The 20189-nt window shown below is 40.3% G+C and carries 16 protein-coding genes; 12 read left to right on the top strand and 4 right to left on the bottom strand.

Annotation, left to right across the window (positions count from 1 at the left end; genetic code table 11):
* The 7 genes from MTF66_RS23775 to purF all read left to right on the top strand — a co-directional run.
* The coding region (locus MTF66_RS23775) for a FimV/HubP family polar landmark protein (RefSeq protein ID WP_282454171.1) at positions 1-2742 on the top strand (2742 nt) is incomplete at its 5' end.
* 169 nt (positions 2743-2911) lie between these two features.
* Positions 2912-3706 (top strand): tRNA pseudouridine(38-40) synthase TruA, encoded by a 795-nt coding sequence (gene truA, locus MTF66_RS23770; protein WP_008111070.1) that lies wholly within the window; start codon positions 2912-2914, stop codon positions 3704-3706.
* Between the two features lie 163 nt (positions 3707-3869).
* Positions 3870-4745: an acetyl-CoA carboxylase, carboxyltransferase subunit beta gene (gene accD / locus MTF66_RS23765; protein ID WP_008111068.1), complete on the top strand. Its 876-nt coding sequence runs from the start codon at positions 3870-3872 to the stop codon at positions 4743-4745.
* Positions 4746-4770: 25 nt separating this feature from the next.
* Positions 4771-6036, top strand: a complete 1266-nt coding sequence (folC, locus tag MTF66_RS23760; RefSeq protein ID WP_138623160.1) for a bifunctional tetrahydrofolate synthase/dihydrofolate synthase — start codon at positions 4771-4773, stop codon at positions 6034-6036.
* 11 nt (positions 6037-6047) lie between these two features.
* Positions 6048-6674, top strand: a complete 627-nt coding sequence (locus MTF66_RS23755) for an SPOR domain-containing protein (RefSeq protein WP_138623158.1) — start codon at positions 6048-6050, stop codon at positions 6672-6674.
* Positions 6675-6895: 221 nt separating this feature from the next.
* Entirely contained in the window at positions 6896-7390 is a 495-nt protein-coding gene (locus tag MTF66_RS23750; protein ID WP_008111063.1) for a CvpA family protein, read from the top strand.
* A gap of 18 nt (positions 7391-7408) precedes the next feature.
* Positions 7409-8935, top strand: coding sequence for an amidophosphoribosyltransferase (gene purF / locus MTF66_RS23745; RefSeq protein ID WP_008468349.1), 1527 nt, complete (start codon positions 7409-7411; stop codon positions 8933-8935).
* A 78-nt stretch (positions 8936-9013) separates the two neighbouring features.
* Here the strand turns inward: purF and MTF66_RS23740 are convergent, their stop codons facing one another.
* Positions 9014-9613, bottom strand: a complete 600-nt coding sequence (locus MTF66_RS23740; RefSeq protein ID WP_248528943.1) for a Yip1 family protein — start codon at positions 9611-9613, stop codon at positions 9014-9016.
* Positions 9614-9812: 199 nt separating this feature from the next.
* Between MTF66_RS23740 and miaE the strand changes: the two genes are divergently transcribed.
* The 3 genes from miaE to MTF66_RS23725 all read left to right on the top strand — a co-directional run bounded on the left by miaE (position 9813) and on the right by MTF66_RS23725 (position 14958).
* Positions 9813-10592: a tRNA isopentenyl-2-thiomethyl-A-37 hydroxylase MiaE gene (gene miaE, locus MTF66_RS23735; protein ID WP_248528941.1), complete on the top strand. Its 780-nt coding sequence runs from the start codon at positions 9813-9815 to the stop codon at positions 10590-10592.
* A gap of 201 nt (positions 10593-10793) precedes the next feature.
* Positions 10794-13028: an EAL domain-containing protein gene (locus MTF66_RS23730; RefSeq protein WP_248528939.1), complete on the top strand. Its 2235-nt coding sequence runs from the start codon at positions 10794-10796 to the stop codon at positions 13026-13028.
* Positions 13021-14958, top strand: coding sequence for a sensor histidine kinase (locus tag MTF66_RS23725; RefSeq protein ID WP_138623252.1), 1938 nt, complete (start codon positions 13021-13023; stop codon positions 14956-14958). The genes MTF66_RS23730 and MTF66_RS23725 overlap by 8 nt, the downstream gene beginning before the upstream one ends.
* Positions 14959-14970: 12 nt before the next feature.
* On the opposite strand, the gene MTF66_RS23720 is transcribed toward MTF66_RS23725, so the two are convergent.
* Together MTF66_RS23720 and MTF66_RS23715 are read right to left on the bottom strand one after the other, a co-directional pair.
* On the bottom strand, positions 14971-15705 hold the full coding sequence (locus MTF66_RS23720; RefSeq protein ID WP_010388059.1) for a UDP-2,3-diacylglucosamine diphosphatase: 735 nt from the start codon (positions 15703-15705) through the stop codon (positions 14971-14973).
* Positions 15706-15772: 67 nt separating this feature from the next.
* Positions 15773-16264, bottom strand: a complete 492-nt coding sequence (locus MTF66_RS23715) for a peptidylprolyl isomerase (RefSeq protein WP_008111051.1) — start codon at positions 16262-16264, stop codon at positions 15773-15775.
* Between the two features lie 154 nt (positions 16265-16418).
* Here MTF66_RS23715 and cysS point away from each other — a divergent pair, with 154 nt between their 5' ends.
* Together cysS and MTF66_RS23705 are read left to right on the top strand one after the other, a co-directional pair.
* A complete protein-coding gene (gene cysS / locus MTF66_RS23710; RefSeq protein WP_138623254.1) occupies positions 16419-17798 on the top strand; it encodes a cysteine--tRNA ligase in 1380 nt (459 codons plus the stop codon).
* 188 nt (positions 17799-17986) lie between these two features.
* Positions 17987-18883, top strand: a complete 897-nt coding sequence (locus MTF66_RS23705; protein ID WP_138623256.1) for an EamA family transporter — start codon at positions 17987-17989, stop codon at positions 18881-18883.
* Between the two features lie 31 nt (positions 18884-18914).
* On the opposite strand, the gene folD is transcribed toward MTF66_RS23705, so the two are convergent.
* Positions 18915-19769: a bifunctional methylenetetrahydrofolate dehydrogenase/methenyltetrahydrofolate cyclohydrolase FolD gene (gene folD, locus MTF66_RS23700; protein WP_008111045.1), complete on the bottom strand. Its 855-nt coding sequence runs from the start codon at positions 19767-19769 to the stop codon at positions 18915-18917.
* Positions 19770-20189 lie beyond the last annotated feature (420 nt).

The raw sequence follows: 20189 nt of genomic DNA, 5'->3' as shown, positions 1-20189 counted from the left end.
GAAGAGCCAGACATCGACAGCTTAGTTGATGAAGACGATGAAGTTGATATTGATGAATTGCTCGATGCTGAGCAACCGTCTACTGAAGCTCAAACTGAAGAGCCAGACATCGACAGCTTAGTTGAAGAAGATGATGAAGTTGATATTGATGAATTGCTCGATGCTGAGCAACCAACTACTGAAGCTCAAACTGAAGGGCCTGATATCGATAGCCTAGTTGAAGAAGACGATGAAGTTGATATTGATGAATTGCTCGATGCTGAGCAACCGTCTACTGAAGCTCAAACTGAAGAGCCAGATATCGACAGCTTAATTGATGAAGACGAAATAGATAGTGACGATGTACTAGATACTGAGCAACCTGAAAGTGATGTTCATGATTCTGAAATAGATCATGCATTGGCGGACTCAATTGAAGATTTAACTGACGCGCAAGAAGAGTTAAATAGTGAAGATGTAGAATCTATCGCTTCATCTTTTGCTGAGCCTGAGCCTGAGCCTGAGCCTGAGCCTGAGCCTGAGCCTGAGCCTGAGCCTGAGGTAGAGCCAGAAATTGAAGCTGAGCTAGAAGTTGAAGCAGAGCCAGAAGTTGAAGCAGAGCCAGAAGTTGAAGCAGAGCCAGAAGTTGCAGCAGAGCCAGAAATTGCAGCTGAGCCTGAAATTGCAGCAGAGCCAGAAGTTGCAGCAGAGCCAGAAGTTGCAGCAGAGCCAGAAACTGTAGCTGAGCCTGAACTTGATGTTGAATCAGAAGATGATTTTACCGATACGTCTTCTAATTTACTCGATCCAGAAGACGCGCTTGATGAGTACAATGATGAAAACCTCGATAGCGTTGATGAGCTACTGAGCGAGTTAGAACAAACAAGTGATGATTATGTAGAAGCACCTGATTGGTCAGTTGATGGCTTAGACGAGCAATCTGAACCAGAAGCAGAGCCTGAGCTTGAAGCCGAGCCTGAACTTGAATCAGAGCCAGAGCTTGAAGCAGAACCTGAACTTGAAGTCGAGCCTGAATTTGAAGCCGAGCCTGAACTTGAAGTAGAGCCAGAACTTGAAGCCGAACCAGAGCTTGAAGCCGAGCCTGAACTTGAAGCAGAGCCAGAGCTTGAAGCCGAGCCAGAACTTGAAGTCGAGCCTGAGCTTGAAGGCGAGCCAGAACTTGAAGTCGAGCCTGAGCTTGAAGTAGAGCCTGAACTTGAAGCAGAGCCTGAGCTTGAAGTCGAGCCTGAGCTTGAAGCAGAGCCTGAACTTGAAGTCGAGCCTGAACTTGAAGCAGAGCCTGAGCTTGAAGTCGAGCCTGAACTTGAAGCAGAGCCTGAGCTTGAAGCAGAGCCTGAACTTGAAGTAGAGCCTGAACTTGAAGCAGAGCCTGAACTGGAAGTAGAGCCTGAGCTTGAAGCCGAGCCTGAACTGGAAGCAGAGCCTGAGCTTGAAGAAGAGCCAGAACTTGAAGCAGAGCCTGATGTTGGATCAGAAGATGATTTTACCGATACGTCTTCTACTTTACTCGACCCAGAAGATGCGCTTGACGAATACAACGATGAAAACTTCAAAAGTGTCGATGATCTTTTAAGTGAGCTTGAGCAAACAGGCGATGAGGATGAACAAGTACCTGATTGGTCAATGGATGACTTAGACGATGATCTTGATGAAGAGGAAATTGATTTAGGCGATGATCCGCTTGCTGGCGATATCCAAAGCAACGATTTATCGTCAGAAGACGATGAGCTATATGAGCCTGAAATAATCACCCCAAGTGAAGAACTTGAGGAGTATCCTGAGTTAGAGCTGGATGATGAACTGCCTTTATCTGATGAGGAACAACAATCTTTAACACCACAAGAGTTACAAGGTGATAATTTAGATGGTGATGCCACAGGCATGTCACCCAGCCAAGCAGAGCAAGATCTCGCTAATGCTCTATCAGCAGGTAACGATCTCGATAGCCTAGAAGATGATTTTGATGATGAGCTGTTACTTAACAATGAGTTTTCAGAGTTAGATATAGAGCAAGCTTTAGATAATGATATTTCAGAGTCTGCAGATCTGACTGAACAAGCTGCAGATGAGCAAGCTGTTAGCTCTAATGATGATTTTGACGATGATCAACTTGATGCGTTAACAGAGTCAGCTGAATTTACCGATCAGCAAACAAATGCTGATCGAGAAGCTGATTTAACGCAAACGTCAGTACCGTCAGAATCAGAAATGATTTCAGATGATGAACTAGATGATGAGTTCATGGCTGATTTAACACAAACAGATTTTGATTCATTACTGAATGAGTTGGCTGAACCTGATGATGTTGATTTAAGCGACAGCAGTGAATTCGATGTTGATTTTAATAGCTTACTTAACGAAGATTTAGCTGATGATAAAGCACCATCGTTGCAAGAGCCCATTGAGAAACCTGAGGTTACTGAGCCATTAGATCAAGATGACTTTGTTGATATTGATGCATTACTAGAGCAAAGTGATGATGCGGATATAGATCACGAACCTTACACCGACGTCGATATGGATGTTGGTTTGGGTGACTACGATTCACTACTTGCTGGTGATAACCCTATGGATGTTGATACTCAAAGTGGTGGTTACTCGGCAAAGCTTGATCTTGCTCACGCATATATAGAAATTGATGATGCTGACTCGGCAGTTAAAATTTTAGATGAGATTATTAATAATGGCCCAGACGATGTGCAAGAAGAAGCACAAAATCTAAAAGCTAAGCTGAAAAACTAACAATAGCTAATCCTTAAAAGGATATCTAAGCTGTAAAACCCGTTATTGGCTAACACTAATAACGGGTTTTTTGTATCGCACAGTTAGGAACCTTAGTTCGCTGCTTTTATTGGAACGCCATATAGCATAAAATGCAGCGTCGATTAGCACAGTAGGTAAAGCAGTAATTATGCGAGTAGCACTTGGAGTAGAATACAACGGCGCGCGTTACAGTGGTTGGCAGCGTCAATCTCATGTAAATAGCGTACAACAAGAAGTAGAAAAAGCGTTGTCGCGCATTTGTAATCATCCGGTTGAAATTGTATGTGCAGGGCGCACCGATGCCGGTGTTCATGGCACTGGTCAAGTTGTGCATTTTGATACCCATGCTGAGCGTGAAATGGTGGCCTTTACATTAGGCATGAATACCTTATTACCAAAAGACATTGCTATTCGTTTTGCCCAGCCTGTGGTTGAAGACTTTCATGCTCGCTTTAGTGCAACTGCTCGTCGTTATCGTTATGTGATTTATAATTATGCGTTTCGTGGTGCGGTATTAAATGAAGGTGTTACCCATTTTCATCATCCTTTAGATGAAGTGAAAATGCAGCAGGCTTGCCAATATTTATTAGGTGAGCACGATTTCACCTCGTTTAGAGCGCTTCACTGCCAAGCTAATACGGCAACGCGAACGATTCATCATTTATCGGTACAGCGCCAAGGTGCTTATGTCATTATTGATATTAAAGCCAATGCGTTTTTGCATCATATGGTACGTAATATTACCGGGTGTTTAATGGATATCGGTTTACATAAACATGAACCAATTTGGTTAAAAGAGCTGTTAGATGTTAAAGAGCGGGCCAAAGCGAGCGCCACAGCAAAAGCGGCGGGTTTATATTTAGTAGATGTTGATTACCCAGAACACTTTAATATTCCTAGAACGCCGTTGGGGCCTTTGTTTTTAGCCGATACCGATATTTAAAAGGTAATCAGGTGATGATTTTTATACGCTATTATTCGTAGGGCTAACTACTAAGACCAGTTTTTTATACCGTGATAGCGTAATTCATGTTTTAATTGGAAAAATTTGTTTGCATGGTTAACATGTAGACTCGCGACACAGAACAGCATTAAGAGAGTTGCAAATGAGTTGGCTAGAAAAAATCTTACCAAAAACGACTAAATCTTCAGGTCGTAAAGAAATTCCAGAAGGTGTATGGGCTAAATGTACGTCATGTGATTCAATTTTATATAAAGCAGAATTAGAAAAATCACTAAATGTATGCCCTAAGTGCGACCATCATATGCGTGTTAGTGGTCGTAAACGTCTTGAACAGTTTTTAGATGACGGTGACCGCCACGAATTAGGCGCTCAACACGAACCTAAAGATGTGCTTAAATTTAGAGACTCTAAAAAGTACTCAGACCGTATTAATGCAGCTCAAAAGTCAAGCGGTGAAAAAGACGCACTGGTTGCAATGAAAGGGAACTTAAAAGGTATTCCGGTTGCTGCAGTTGCATTTGAATTCTCATTTATGGGTGGCTCAATGGCATCGGTTGTAGGTGCTCGCTTTGTTGACGCGGTTGACCAATGTTTAGAGCATAATATGCCGCTGATTTGTTTTTCTGCATCGGGCGGTGCACGTATGCAAGAGGCGCTAATGTCACTTATGCAAATGGCTAAAACCAGTGCTGCACTTGCTAAAATGACCGAAAAAGGCCTACCGTTCATCTCGGTAATGACTGACCCAACAATGGGTGGTGTATCAGCATCATTGGCAATGCTTGGTGATATTAATGTTGCAGAGCCTAAAGCTTTGATTGGTTTTGCAGGTCCTCGTGTTATTGAACAAACCGTGCGTGAAACACTACCAGAGGGTTTCCAACGCAGTGAGTTTTTATTAGAGCACGGCGCAATCGACATGATTATTGACCGTCGAGAAATGCGCGATACGCTAGCACGTATCTTAGCAAAGTTTATGAACTTGCCTTCTACGGAACAAGAGCATAGAGTAGCGTAAATTTCAGCTTTACTGATTACATGCTATGACAAAAACAATTCCTAGCCAATCATCAAGCCTTGATGATTGGCTTTGTTATTTAGAGAGTGTTCACCCTGCTAATATAGAAATGGGCTTAGAGCGCGTTGCTCGTGTTGCTAACAACATAGAGCTTTTAACTTCCTCAAGTAAAATCATTCTTATTGCAGGCACCAATGGCAAAGGAACAACAGCACGTTGTTTAGAGTCATTATTATTAGCCCAGGGTTATTGTGTTGGCACCTATGCTTCACCTCATTTAGTTCGCTATAACGAGCGTGTACGCGTTAATGGGGCAGAGCTTGACGATCAATACCATGTCGATGCGTTTAATTTACTAGAGCAAGGGCGTGGTGACACACCATTAACCTATTTTGAATATGGTACCTTAGGCGCGTTGGCTATATTTAAACGCTTAGAAGTTGACTACGTGTTGTTAGAGGTCGGTTTGGGCGGGCGTTTTGACGCGACCAATATTGTTACCCCATTTGCTAGTGTGATCACCACCATCGATTTAGATCATAAAGAATATTTAGGTGATACCCGTGAGCTGGTGGCTTATGACAAGGCGGGAATTTTTAGAGAGAGTACCCCGGCAATTATTGGAGATTTAAATATCCCGCATACAATGACCGATTATGGCAAAGAAATTAACGCTAATATGGTGCTATCGGGCAGCGACTTTATTTTTAAAGAGCATGAGCAAAGTTTTAGTTGGCAATTTAAAGCACATAATCTCGAGTTACCTAAACCGGCCATCCCGTGTCAAAATGTGGCCACTGCGTTAACGACATTGTCGGTGCTAGATTTATTACCAAGTGATGAAGTGATAACTCAGTGCATAGCCAACTTAGTGGTAGAAGGGCGCTTTCAACAATTAAGTGAGTCGCCATTAGTGTACACCGATGTGGCACATAACCCTGAATCGGCACGTTATTTAGCAACTAAGTTAGCAAGCTATAAAGATAAAGGCTTTAAAATTCATGCATTAGCCGCTATGCTTGCTGATAAAGATAAAGTCGGTGTGCTTAAAGAAGTGGCTGATGTAGTCGATGAATGGTCGTTGGCTAGCTTAGGTGGCCCGCGAGGGGATAGTGCAGCTCATCTTCAACAGGCGCTTTCAAGTATACCCAATAGTCATTTTAAACAGGGTTATAGCAACGTAGAGATAGCATTGGATGCTATTTTGCCAAGCCAGCCAAGTAATACACTATTGATTGTATTTGGCTCATTTTTTACCGTGGCTGGCGCTATTCATTACTTTAAAAAATAGAGAGGATGTCGGTGAACTCAGGTTTTATTAATCGCTTAGTCGGAACAAGTATTGTGGTGATCGCAGCAATTGTGTTTATTCCCAATATACTCGATGGTGAAAAAGTGCACTATAAAGAAGGCTTTAAAGCGATTCCAGAACGCTCTGAGTTCAAGACCATTGATTTACAAGAATCAATTGATCAGCAAGTGGCAAATGCAGAACCATTAAAAGAGGATGAAATTGAAAATATTCAGCCTGATGATGCTGCATTTGAGCAACAAAATAGCTCAGCTGAAACTGACGTTACTGCACAGCCAGCAATGGTTGAAGCGGTCATAACCGATACAAAGCAAGACACAGTCACTACCGAGCAAAATAACGCTACGCGTAATACCAATGAAAACTTAACAAGTATGGCGTATGTCATTCAGCTTGGTAGTTTTTCTCATGCGGCAAATGTAAAAGCGTTGCAAGCAAAGCTAAAAACGAAAGGTTTTAAAAGCTTTACTAGGCCAATTAAAACGCCAAATGGTACGTTAACTAAAGTATTTGTAGGGCCGTCATTAAGTAAAAATGAGCTGCAGTCCCAACTTCCCGCGCTGAAAGAGCTAACTAAACTAAACGGTAAAGTTACTCAATTTGAAGTGGCAAAATAACTTAGTCATTAATAGGTAAATGTGTTTATCAGCTGATATTACACATTTATCTATTCGATAAGTTTAAACCAGAACTATCCTCACTTTTAGCCTGTATATTTCACACTATTTTTTATCTAAAAACTGCATGTTTTTACTCACCTGCAATCTCACGCTTAAACTTGCATCACTGGGAGGTTTAGGTATAGAATGCGCCCAAAATTAGCGACTAATTGGTTCTTATGATCTGGGTTGATTACGCCATTATTGGCATTATTGCACTCTCTACCATCATCGGTTTAATACGCGGCTTTGTTAAAGAAGCTATGTCATTAGCGGTATGGGCAGGGGCTTTCATCATCTCCAGCTTATTTTATCAATATTTAGCTTCCTTCCTAACATCCATTTCTGAACCCCTTTTAAGAAATGCAGCGGCCATTGCCATATTATTCTTTGCGACGCTATTGTTAGGCGGTTTACTAAACTATATTTTAGGTGAGCTTGTACAGCGAACCGGATTATCCGGCACAGACCGTGTTTTTGGTGTGGTGTTTGGTGCTCTTCGAGGCGTGTTGGTCGTGAGCGCGTTACTCTTCTTTCTTGATGCTTTTACTGGTGCGCCAAATACGCATTGGTGGGGCAACTCTATTTTGATTCCAGAATTTGGCTTTGTAGTTGAATGGTTCTTTTCGTACCTAGAAAACAACTCGAGCTTTTTAAATTCAGTAAACCGTTAATCGGCGAGGATAAATTACATGTGTGGTATCGTTGGAATAGTCGGAACATCGCCAGTTAATCAGGCGATTTATGATGGCTTAACCGTTTTGCAACACCGTGGCCAAGATGCTGCGGGTATCATAACTATTGAGAACAATACATTTAGCTTGCGCAAAGCAAATGGCCTAGTGAAAGATGTATTTCACACTCGTCATATGAAACGTTTGCAAGGCAACATTGGCATTGGCCATGTGCGCTACCCAACAGCGGGTTCTTCAAGCTCGTCAGAGGCTCAGCCGTTTTACGTGAACTCTCCTTTTGGTATAGCACTTGCCCATAATGGTAACTTAACCAATGCAGAGTCGTTAAAAGAGCAGTTATTTTCAGAGGCACGTCGCCATGTTAATACTACCTCTGATTCTGAGATTTTACTTAACATCATGGCACATGAGCTAAGTAAGCCAGACAAACTAAAATTAGACCCCGAAGATATTTTTACAGCGGTTACTGAAGTTAACAATAAAGTGACGGGTGGTTATGCAACTATAGCCATGATTATCGGTCATGGTATTGTGGCGTTTCGCGATCCAAATGGTATCCGTCCTTTAGTATTTGGTAAACGTGAATCTGCTGCCGGTACTGAATATATGTTTGCATCAGAGAGTGTGGCGTTAAAGCCAGATGGCTTTGAGTTTATTCGTGACGTTGCCCCAGGCGAAGCGATTTACGTGACTGAAAAAGGTGAGTTTCATTCTTTTACCTGTGCAGATAAAGTGTCTTACTCACCATGTATTTTTGAATTTGTTTACTTTGCGCGCCCGGATTCAACCATTGATCGTATGTCGGTTTATGCTGCACGTGTAAATATGGGAACTAAACTAGGCGAGAAAGTAGCACGTGAGTGGGCCGATAAAGACATTGATGTCGTTATTCCTATCCCAGAAACTTCATGTGATATCGCTTTAGAAATGGCACGCGTACTTGATTTACCTTACCGCCAAGGCTTTGTTAAAAATCGCTACATTGGCCGTACGTTTATTATGCCAGGCCAAGAGCTACGTAAAAAATCAGTACGTCAAAAACTCAATGCAATTGACCGTGAGTTTAAAGGTAAAAATGTCCTACTTGTTGATGACTCAATAGTACGTGGTACTACCTCAGCACAAATAGTTGAGATGGCACGCGAGTCAGGTGCTAAAAACGTTTACTTTGCGTCAGCTGCACCGGAAATACGCTTTCCAAATGTATACGGCATAGATATGCCATCGGCGGCTGAACTAATTGCACATGGTCGTGAAGTAGAAGATATTAACCAAAGCATTAGTTCTGATGGTTTAATCTTTCAATCATTAAGTGATTTGATTGCCGCAGTTAGCCAAGAAAACCCTGAAATCACTAAGTTTGAAACGTCAGTGTTTGATGGACAATACATTACTGGCGATGTTGATCAAGACTATCTAAATCGTATTGATAAGCTACGTAACGATTCTGCTAAAAGCACTCGCGAAAACGCGATGTCGTCTGGTTTAGAAATCCATAACCAAGATGAAAACGAATCTGATTAACCGTGATAATACTGCCTGATAGCATTATCGGCGTTACAAAAAAAGGAGCTTAATCGCTCCTTTTTTGTTTTTCAATTTTTAGGTAAACATAGGGCTGATAATACCGTTGGTCCATAGCATGGCGGTAAGCGCTAAAATAATAACAAGTAGAATTAATCCACAGGTGACAACAGAGCTTGCATAAATAAAGCCGCGCTCCTGCGGAATGTGCATTAAAATAGGGACGCCGGTATACAGTAAATAAACAGAGTAAGCGAGTGCCACTAAACCAACACACACCACAAACCACAACTCAGGCCAAAAGGCAGCCAATGCCGACATAAACACCGGTGTTGCGGTATACGCTGCCAGCTCGATAGTTTGGGTAAAGGTTGGTTTAGCACCAAAAGTAACCGCCATCCAATGCGCTAAGTAGGCCAGTGCAAATACACCGCCAATTAAAGCAACATACATAGCCGCACCAATCATCAGTGCGCTTTCATGGGTTAAAAAAACTGGGTTACCTGTGCCTATACTCCAGCCTAGGTAAACCGATGAGTAGTATCCCATTGATGAGGGAAATAAAGCGATTAGCAAAATGTGCGATAAGCTGTAGGTTAAGCTTTCGTGACGGTTATCAATTGTTTGCCACTCTTCGAGTGGATGGGCGTATAAGCCCCATAGGTGATTTAGTATCATTGCGTGCTCTCCATAAAAGGATATATTACTGTTTGGTTATAGTTGGTTTGTTTTTTATACAGTCCATTTAGTTATGGTTCAGTAACTAAGCAAAGTCAAGTTATCCACATGCTTGTAATAAGGGCGTGTGTTTATTTTATTCAGGGCATTATTTCGTGTTAAAATACATAATCGCAATTTATAGCAATGAGTAGTCAGCGTGCCACATAGCCAGCTTTTAGAGCCAATTAACAACTTTTTATTATGCAGTACCCCCGATGAGTGGGTTGAACAGGCGACCAAAAAAGAAAATTTACCCATCATATTAATTGATCATTTAATTTGTGAGCTAAAAGCGGCACAAAGTGCGATGTTTTTAATCCGTAAGTATGCGGTAGATAAAGACAGCAGTGATGCACTGCTTGAGTGGCTAAAACCGTTTGAAACGCTTATTTATAAACGTGAGGGGAACTGGCGTGATTTAGCGGCTAAAAATAAACTGACAAAGTCTATTATTCCTAAATCTAACTCACCTTATGGACAAGACTTAATTGATAAAATGGTGATGTTAATAAAAGAAGAGTTGCATCACTTTTATCAAGTGTTGGAAATTATGGGTGAATACGGCGTTGAATATAAAAGTATAACCCCATGTCGTTACGCTAAAGGTATGTTACGTAATGTTAAAACGTTTGAGCCCAATGCATTAGTTGATAAACTTATTGTAGGTGCGTACATAGAAGCGCGCTCATGTGAACGTTTTGCTGCGCTTGCCCCGCATGTAGATAAACGCTTAGGGGACTTTTATATTTCACTGCTTCGCTCAGAGGCTCGCCATTATCAAGATTACTTAACCCTTGCTCAAGAAATTGCTGACTTTGATATTACCGAGCGGGTAAAAGAATTTGCTGAAATAGAAGCGCATCTAATTACATCAGACGATGAAGACTTCAAATTTCATAGCGGCGTACCTATTACTGCTTGCCAACAACCCGCATAATTTACACATAAAGCTGCTACCAGTTAAACAGCAAACTGTTGTAGCAGCTAATTTTAATTAAATTCTTTTTAAATTAGACACATCCAATACCCTCACCTAATATTAGAATAACTATTTAAATTATTTAAATTATTTAACTTATTGCTTTGTAATTCATTTTAATAACAAGGTCATACCTTATTTATTATTGGGTGAGAAGATATGCAAGATAAAGAGGGATTGTTTGTATTTGCAGCTGAAGAAGAACAGGCAGATACAGAGCTGAAAGCATGGAAAATATTAACCGTTGAGGATGACCTTGATTATCAGAACGCGTTAGTTAATAGCTTAAAAGAATTAAAAGCCAAGGATGGTTATAAATACGAGCTTTTAACAGCAAATTCTGTGCCTGAGGCTGCTCTTGCGCTGAGTATGCACCCAGACATCGCACTCATATTTATAGATGTAGTAATGGAGGAGGATGACTCAGGTCTGCGTTTAGTAAATACTATTCGAGAGGTTATTGGTAACGCAGAAATGCGTATTGTGCTGTTAACAGGCCAACCAGGTTTTGCACCAGAGAGCGATATCATGAAAGTACTTGATATCGATGAATACTGGAATAAATCAGATATTTCTGCCGAGAAGCTGCAATCAATTGTTAATAGTAACATGCGCACTTGGGAATATATTTCACAAATCAAGTCAGCCAAACAAGGTTTACAGTTGGTACTAGACGCGTCTAGAAGTATTAACGGTAAGCATGACATGGCCTCTTTTTCTTATGCTGTACTTAAAGAAATTAGTAATATTTTAAAAATAACCGAAGGCGGCGGTATTTTCTGCTCGAGTAATGTAAACCCTGGCTCTGAAAGTTTAATACTTTCTACACATGGTTGCTTTAGTGGCACTAAAGGGCAACCTGTGGAACCTAACCTGCCTGCAGAAATGCTGCAAGATTTTAAACAAGCGACCAGAGAGCGTCGTCATATATTCTCAAAAAATCACAGTGTGTTTTTTTTCGAAACGCATACTTTGCAAGGTCAGGATACTGACTACATAACGATTGTAAAATCTGATAACCCTATCAATGAGCAAAATGAATATTTACTTAAAGTATTTAGTGAAAATGTTAGCACGGGATTTGCTAATATTTCGTTGTTGAATCGCTTAACTGAACTTGCTTACACCGACGTATCACTTAACTTGCAAAACCGTAACTGGCTAACCCGTGAAATAAAGAATATGAATGCCCATGAGCGGCTAAAAACGCGATTAGTCATTTTTGATATTTATCAGTTTGATGAAAAAGCGTTTACTTTCGGGAATGACTTTTGTAATAAATTAATGAAGCTAGTTCATCAAAGTATAGTTGATTCTTTTGCTAAGTATGAACCGCGGATAGCATTAATTAGTAATAAAACATTTGGCATGCTAGTCAGCGTTGACTTTGATATCTCAGATGCAATTAGTTACTTTCAAAATAAGCAAAAGTTCGAAATTGAACAGGTGAAGCAATATATTGATGTGCGTATATTGGAGTTGAAGTTAAGCGCTGCTTTAAACTTAACACCTGAAAAAGTGATTAGCTTAGCAGAGTCTAGTCTTAACTATACGGGGGCAAACCAAGCAAAGTATATTCAGCATACTGAGGAAAAAACAGATCAGATTACTCGTCGCTATGAGTTGATGGCTGAGCTTAGAACGGCTATAGGTAATAAAAGTTTAGAGGTGGCATTACAACCCAAAATCAGCTTATCAACCTTGAAACCAGCTGGTTTCGAAGCACTCGCTAGGTGGCAAAGAGCCGATGGTAGTTTTGTTCCCCCCGACGAATTTATAGAATTAGCAGAAACAGCCGGATTAATTAATGAACTAGACCATGTAATTTTTGAGAAAATACTAGAGACTATTAATCAACTTAAAGAGCAAGGCTGCAACTTACCCGTTGCATTTAATGCATCCTCTTATGATTTAGTTGAACCAAGCTACTTTGAACAAATAAAAACTAAAATTGAAGAATACAGTATTTTGCCTTCTATGCTTGAGCTAGAGGTGACAGAGACACAAGCTATAAGCAACTATAGTTTAATTAAAGAAGCGCTTGAGCGGTTCATTGCTTTGGGTATGAAAGTCAGTATTGATGACTTTGGTACAGGGTATTCGTCTTTGGCTCACATTAATGAAATACCGTCTACGTCGATAAAAATAGATCGCTACTTTGTTAGTGACCTTGAGTTTAATGACAATAATCAATACATGATTAAGATGATATTGTCTTTGGCAAAGCAATTTGACTTTTCGGTGATTGCTGAAGGCGTTGAGAATGAATTTGAGGCCCAGTGGTTACAACATCAGGGGTGTGAAACGGCTCAAGGTTACTACTTTGCTAGGCCATTATTTTTTAAAGATTTAATAGTGTGGCTAAAACAGTTTGAAGTGAGTGCGAATGAATAGCCTTAACAGCTTGCCGGTCGGCTCAAAAAAAAGTGTGCTGATAAAGTCTTTGTTTAGTTTATTTATTACTTTATTTGTTGGCTGGCTTATTTATGAACAAGTATATCAAGAAAAAATAAACACCATAAAAACCAAACAAGATGAAAAGTTAGTACTTATAAGTAGTGATTTTTCCAGAGAGCTCAGCAGTATTAAAAAGCTCACGCTTATACTGGCACAGGGACCCGCATTAAAAAGTGATAAACAAGGCAAACCCTTTCAACAAGAACAAATCAGAGATGAGGTAAATAACTATTTTTTAAATTTCGCCGCTATCTCTAATAATATCTCGCAAATCCGCTGGCTTGATACTCAAGGTCAGGAGCAATACCGTATTAATGTAGTGAATGGTGCAGGCGAAATTGTAGCGCCCGATGGGTTGCAAAATAAGCAAAACCGTTACTACTTTCAAAAAGGGATGCAAATTAGTGCGCCTGATATTTTTGCTACAGAAATAGATTTAAACATAGAACGCAACAAAATTATAAAACCACACCAACCAACAATCCGTGTAACCTACCGTACTAGCGAAGAAAATTACTTTTTAGATGGCCTATTGGTGGTCAATTTTAACTTAGATTATCTATTTAATCAGATCAAAAGCTATAGCCAAGAAAGTACTCATATCAGCATTTTGAATCATGATGGTTTTTGGTTGTTAAATAAAGATTCTCGCTTAGAGTGGGGGTTTATGTATGGTAAGAATGAGCAAACGCTTGCCATTCAAGAACCACGGTTTTGGCAGCAAATTATTGATGGCAAAGTCGAGTATGGTTCGCATTTTTTTAATAATAGCCTTTATACATATCGACGTTTTTCTATTTTTTCGCTACGTGAAAACACAGAAAAGATCAGTAACACCGATAAAGAGTTAATTATTCTTATCAGTAGCCCCGATGAACTTCTATTAAGCGCGCAAAAAGTCGCATTAAAACTAGCTCTTTTATGCAGCAGCGTACTCTGCTTAGTAAGTTTTGGCTTTATTTATCGTGAGTATAGGTTTCAAAACCAGTTAGTAACTCTGTCGCATAAGTTGCATATAGAAAAAGTAGAGCTGGGCATTGTCAATCGAGAGCTTGACGAAACGATTAAACAACAACAGAAATTACAAGAGGGGTTAATTGAAGCGCAAAAATTATCTTCACTCGGGTTGTTAGTTGCTGGTGTTGCCCATGAGATGAATACCCCGATTGGAGGAGCCGTTATTTCGGTTTCTAATGCCGATATGGCATTGAATAAATTAAATGAAGCCATGAAGAAAGGGCTAACTAAATCAACCCTAGAAGACACAACTACACGCATTGGAGAGAACTTAGCACTGGCAAAAGTTAACTTAAATAAAACAGCGGTGTTGGTGAAAAGCTTTAAAAAAATGGCGATTGACCGCCATAATGATGAGTTTATTGCATGTGATATTGAAAAAATCATTCAAGAGTTATTATTGACATTAAACTCTAGGTTAAAAAGCTCGCCGATAAAAGTGAAAACTATTTTTTTACTTAATAAACAAGTGATTAGTTTGCCAGGTATCATTTCTCAGGTTGTTGAAAACTTAGTGATCAATGCGTTAAATCACGCTTTTGATGAAAAGCAGGAGGGCGTAATTGAAATAAAAGTTGAACAAGCGACTAATAATAGGGTGAGGCTGAGCGTGTCAGATAATGGTAAAGGTATTAACGCTGCGATAAAGGCAGATATATTTGAACCCTTTTATACTACAGCTAGAGGTAAAGGTAACACGGGTTTAGGTTTATATATGGTTTATCAATGGGTAACTCAAGTTTTAAAAGGGGAGATTTCGTTGCAATCTGATCTAGGCGGTAATGAAGACTACAAAACACAATTTGTTATTTTACTGCCAGAGCTTGCCACAAAAACTCATTACAATTAATTGTTAGGAGCGTTATAAAGGCGTTGAAATTAATTGTTGTAACTCGGGGGTAACCACTAAATATGAACCTTGAGTATACCAATCGCCTAACACAGTGCGAGTTAGGGTTTGGTTATTAACTTCATAGGTATGTACATTAGGGCGGTGAGTATGGCCGTGGATCATATTAGCCACGTTATGCTTAGCAAAGGTCTCTAATACAGCGCTTTGCACTACATCAAGTATTTCTATAGGTTTGTCTGCTTGACTAAGTTTGCTTTTTTCACGTGCATCACGGGCTATTTTCTTTCGATACCATAATGGCATAGCAAGCATTAATTTGGGCCACCACCAACCACGACTTTTTTGACGAAACTTTTGATACTCAATATCCTGAGTACACATTTCATCACCATGTAAAATTACAGTGGGAGTGCCGTAAAGGTCGATCACTGTTTGCTCATCGAGTAGAGTCATTCCTGCCATATTGGCGTATTTTTCACGCATGATAAAATCGCGATTACCGTGTACAAAATAAATGGGGATACCCGAGTTACTAACTGCTTTTAATTGTTTGGCAACTGCTGCTGATAGTTCGCTAACATAATCGTCACCAACCCACACTTCAAAAAAATCACCTAAAATATACAGCGCATCTACTTTTTGAGGAGCAATATGGGAGTGTAAAAATTTAAAAAATGCCGCTGTAATATCAGGGCGATTTTCACTCAAATGTAAATCTGCAATAAAGTAGGTTTGGCGAGTCATGGTAGTTCCAGTTAAATAAAAGCGGGTGAATACCCGCTTTATGTATTCTGTGAAGAATAAGGGGGTTTTAGCTTACAGTTACACTTTCAATTACCACATCTTCAAGTGGTACATCTTGGTGAAAGCCATTGCTACCTGTAGCAACACCTTTGATTTTATTTACTACGTCCATGCCTTCTACTACTTCAGCAAACACACAGTAACCCCAACCTTGCGACGTTTCGCTGCTGTGGTTTAAAAAGTCGTTGTTATTCACGTTAATGAAAAATTGCGCTGTAGCTGAGTGTGGATCAGGCGTACGCGCCATTGCTAAAGTACCTACTTTGTTAGATAGGCCGTTGTTAGCTTCATTTTCAATTGGGTCGTTTACTTCTTTTTGTTCCATGCCCGATGCAAAACCACCGCCTTGAACCATAAAACCATCAATTACACGGTGAAAAATAGTGCCGTTATAAAAACCTGAGTTTGCATACTCTAAAAAGTTTTTTACTGTATTTGGAGCTTCGCTTTCGTGCATTTTAATGGTGATATCACCAAAGTTTGTGTGTAGAACAACCATGAGGTTTCCTATAGCTGGTTTAAATATTGGTGCTATTTTATCGTAGTTGACTCAGATTAACAAAGTAGATGTTATGTTTGTTATAAACCGCTAGAGCCCATGCTTAGCAAGTGGTAACATAGCTTTTCTGTTAATCGTGAAGGAAAGCAACTAAATGGTACAAATATACAACACACTGACACGCCAAAAAGAACAATTTAAACCTATGGTCGATGGAAAAATCGACATGTATGTGTGTGGTATCACCATTTATGATTACTGTCACATTGGCCATGCACGCACATTTGTGGGTTTTGATGTGATTGTTCGCTATCTTCGTCATTTAGGTTACGACTTAAAGTACGTACGTAATATTACCGATGTTGATGATAAAATTATCAAGCGCGCAAATGAAAACGGTGAGGCGATTAACGACTTAACCGTGCGTATGACTAAAGCCATGCATGAAGATTTTGACAGTTTAAATATGCTACGTCCTGATGTAGAGCCAACGGTTACAGGTCACATGGATGAAATTATTGCTATGGTTGAGCGTTTGATTGCCAAAGGCCATGCTTATGTTGCAGCCGATGGCGACGTTTTATTTGATGTATCAACCTTTGAGCAATACGGAGCACTTTCGCAGCAAGATTTAACTATGCTGCAATCGGGGTCACGTGTGGAAGTAGCACAAGATAAAGACGATCCTCTTGATTTTGTTTTATGGAAAAAAGCTAAAGCAGGGGAGCCATCGTGGTCATCACCTTGGGGAGAGGGGCGCCCTGGTTGGCACATAGAATGTTCAGCAATGAGTTCAAAGCACCTAGGTGAGCACTTTGATATTCATGGTGGTGGTTCAGATTTACAGTTCCCACATCACGAAAACGAAATTGCGCAATCATGCTGTGCTAACAACGGCCAATACGTTAATACTTGGATCCATACCGGTATGGTTCAAGTGAACAAAGAAAAGATGTCTAAATCATTAGATAACTTTTTTACCGTTCGTGAAGTATTAAAGCAATACGATGCTGAGTCGGTTCGCTACTTTTTAATTTCTGGCCATTACCGCAGTCAACTTAATTACTCGCAAGAAAACTTAGACCAAGCACGTTCATCACTTGAGCGTATTTACACGGCATTACGTGGTGTTAAGCCAGTTGAATGTGAGCTTGAGGGTAATGAGTATGTAGCTAAGTTTAGAAAAGCTATGAATGATGACTTTAATTCGCCAGAATCATTACCGGTTGTATTTGAAGTTGCTAAAGAGCTAAACCGAGTAAAAGAAAGTGATAGCGAAAAAGCAGGACATTTAGCCTTTGTTCTACGCAGCTTAGGTGAAATACTTGGTATTGCTCAGCAAGCACCAGAGGCATTTTTACAAGGCGGTCAAAACGACGATGAAGTGGCTGAAATTGAGGCATTGATAGTCAAACGTAATGACGCACGTGCCAGTAAAAATTGGGCTGCAGCAGATGAAGCTCGCGATGCTTTAAATGCACTGGGTGTAATACTTGAAGATTCAGCGGGAAAAACAACGTGGCGTAAAGCATAGGGTTTGTCGACCTTGGCAGATTTAGCCATAACGCGCTGATCACAAAAAAAGGGTTACCATAGGGTAACCCTTTTTTGGTTATATCAATTGCATTAAATTGATTATGTTTTTAATAAAATTGACGCTGTTGACCTCAATCATAGTTGAGGTTTTAAACTCGCATTCATCAATTTAAAAATGGAAAATTAATGAATATTTTACTTGCCATGATCCCTGCTTTTTTATGGGGCACGACTTATGCAGTGACTAAGTACGCAACCCCAGAGTGGCCACCAATCTTATTAGGTGCCATACGCGCACTTCCTGCCGGTTTATTGTTGTTGCTGTTTAAACCTTCTTGGCCAACGGCTAAACAATGGCCAGGCATTTTTCTGATCGGCGCAATTAATATTGCGTTATTTTTTAGCTTTATTTTTGTAATGGCAATTAACCTACCAGCAGCTATCGCAGGCGTGGGAATGGTATCTGTCCCTGTGGTTGCATTATTATATGCATGGCTTGTAAAGCGACAACAGCCAGCGCTGGTGCAAGGTTTTTGTGCGCTTGCTTTGGTGGTTTTAGCATGGCGCTTATTTGATCCACAACATATAGCACTTAATGTTTTGGGGGGTTTGGCGTTGATAGGGGCGTTATTAACTATTGTGATAGGCAGTACGCTGGTAAAAAAAGTAACGGCTAAAGTACACTGGTGGACGGTACTCACGTGGCAGCTAATCATTGGTGGCAGTTTGCTAGCAATTGCGGCTATGGTTCAAGCTTTTTATTTTGCCCCTCAGCAGTATCAATTTTTAACTGCATCAATAAATACCACGCAATGGCTGGCGTTATTTTGGCTGGTGGTCCCTAATACTGCTTTGGCTTACATCCTATATGTATGGTTATTAGGGCGAATGTCAGTAGTTGAATTTACTTTTGGCACTATAGCCAACCCAATTGCCGGTATTTTATGTGCAGGAATATTAATTAACGAGCAGTATGCAAGTTGGCAATATGCAATTATGTTATTGATGATTGTGTTTTCGGTTTTGCCACAAGGCTTGGACTTAATAAAACGAAGAATGATGATACAAAAAGCCCGCAATTAAGCGGGCTTTGCATTACTTTATTTTTTATTGATTAGCTGTGATATTTCTCACACGCTTCTAACGTATTTTCAATTAAGCTGGCAACTGTCATCGGGCCTACACCGCCTGGTACAGGGGTAATAAAGTCAGCTTTTTGTTCTGCAACGGCGTATTCAACGTCACCCACTAACTTACCGTTGTCTAAACGGTTAATACCCACATCAATAACAATCGCGCCTTCTTTTATCCAATCACCCGGAATAAACTCTGGCTTGCCTACAGCAACAACCAGTAAGTCAGCACGGCGAACATGGGTTTCTAAATCTTGTGTGAACTTATGACAAACAGTAGTCGTACAGCCAGCTAACAATAATTCAAGTGACATAGGACGACCTACAATGTTAGAGGCGCCCACAACCACTGCGTGCATACCTTTGTAACGCACACCCGTTGAATCTAATAAGGTGATAATACCCTTTGGCGTACATGGGCGAAGGGCAGGCATTCGCTGCGCCAAACGACCAATGTTATAAGGATGAAAGCCATCAACATCTTTATGCGGAGTAATACGCTCAAGAATTTTTTCTGCATCTAGGCCTGCAGGTAAAGGAAGTTGTACTAAAATACCGTCAACTTCGCCATCAACATTCAATTCATCAATTAATGCTAATAGCGCTTGCTCTGTTGTGTCTGCGGGTAAATCAAATGATTTAGAAATAAAACCCACTTCTTCACAGGCTTTACGCTTTGAACCAACGTAAACTTGGCTTGCTGGGTCTTGTCCAACAAGCACCACAGCTAATCCTGGGGCTCTAAGGTTTTGTGCAACACGTTCTGAAACTCGTTCAGCCACTGCGCTACGTACTTGTTTTGCTACTGCTTTACCATCAATGATGTTTGCCGTCATGGGTGACCTTTAATTAGGTTAATTAACTTGATACCGATACATTTAAAAAACGAATGCATATATAGGGGTTAAAATGCCGATAAAGAAAAAGACCTTCACCTTACTCATTTTTTAATATGGCGGCTATTTTCGCAGAAAAGCGGTTGAGCGCCAAGTTGCTTTTAAATTATAACCCCCCGAATTATAAAAAAGAGTTTAAATTTTATCCCTGTATCGTAATATTTGACCATTATGAACTAAAAATGAGCAATTGATTTGTTTTCTTAAAAAAACGTTTGACCTAACCCGGTCAAATCACTATTATGCACCCCGTTGTCAACGAGGTCACTCGCAGACAATAGTAAGTATCGGCGATTAGCGCAGTTTGGTAGCGCACTTGGTTTGGGTCCAAGGGGTCGCAGGTTCAAATCCTGCATCGCC

It is taken from the genome of Pseudoalteromonas sp. 2CM39R (assembly GCF_023161845.1).
The sequence above is the reverse complement of the archived record's forward strand: the minus strand, read 5'-3'. Positions and strand labels throughout refer to the sequence as shown.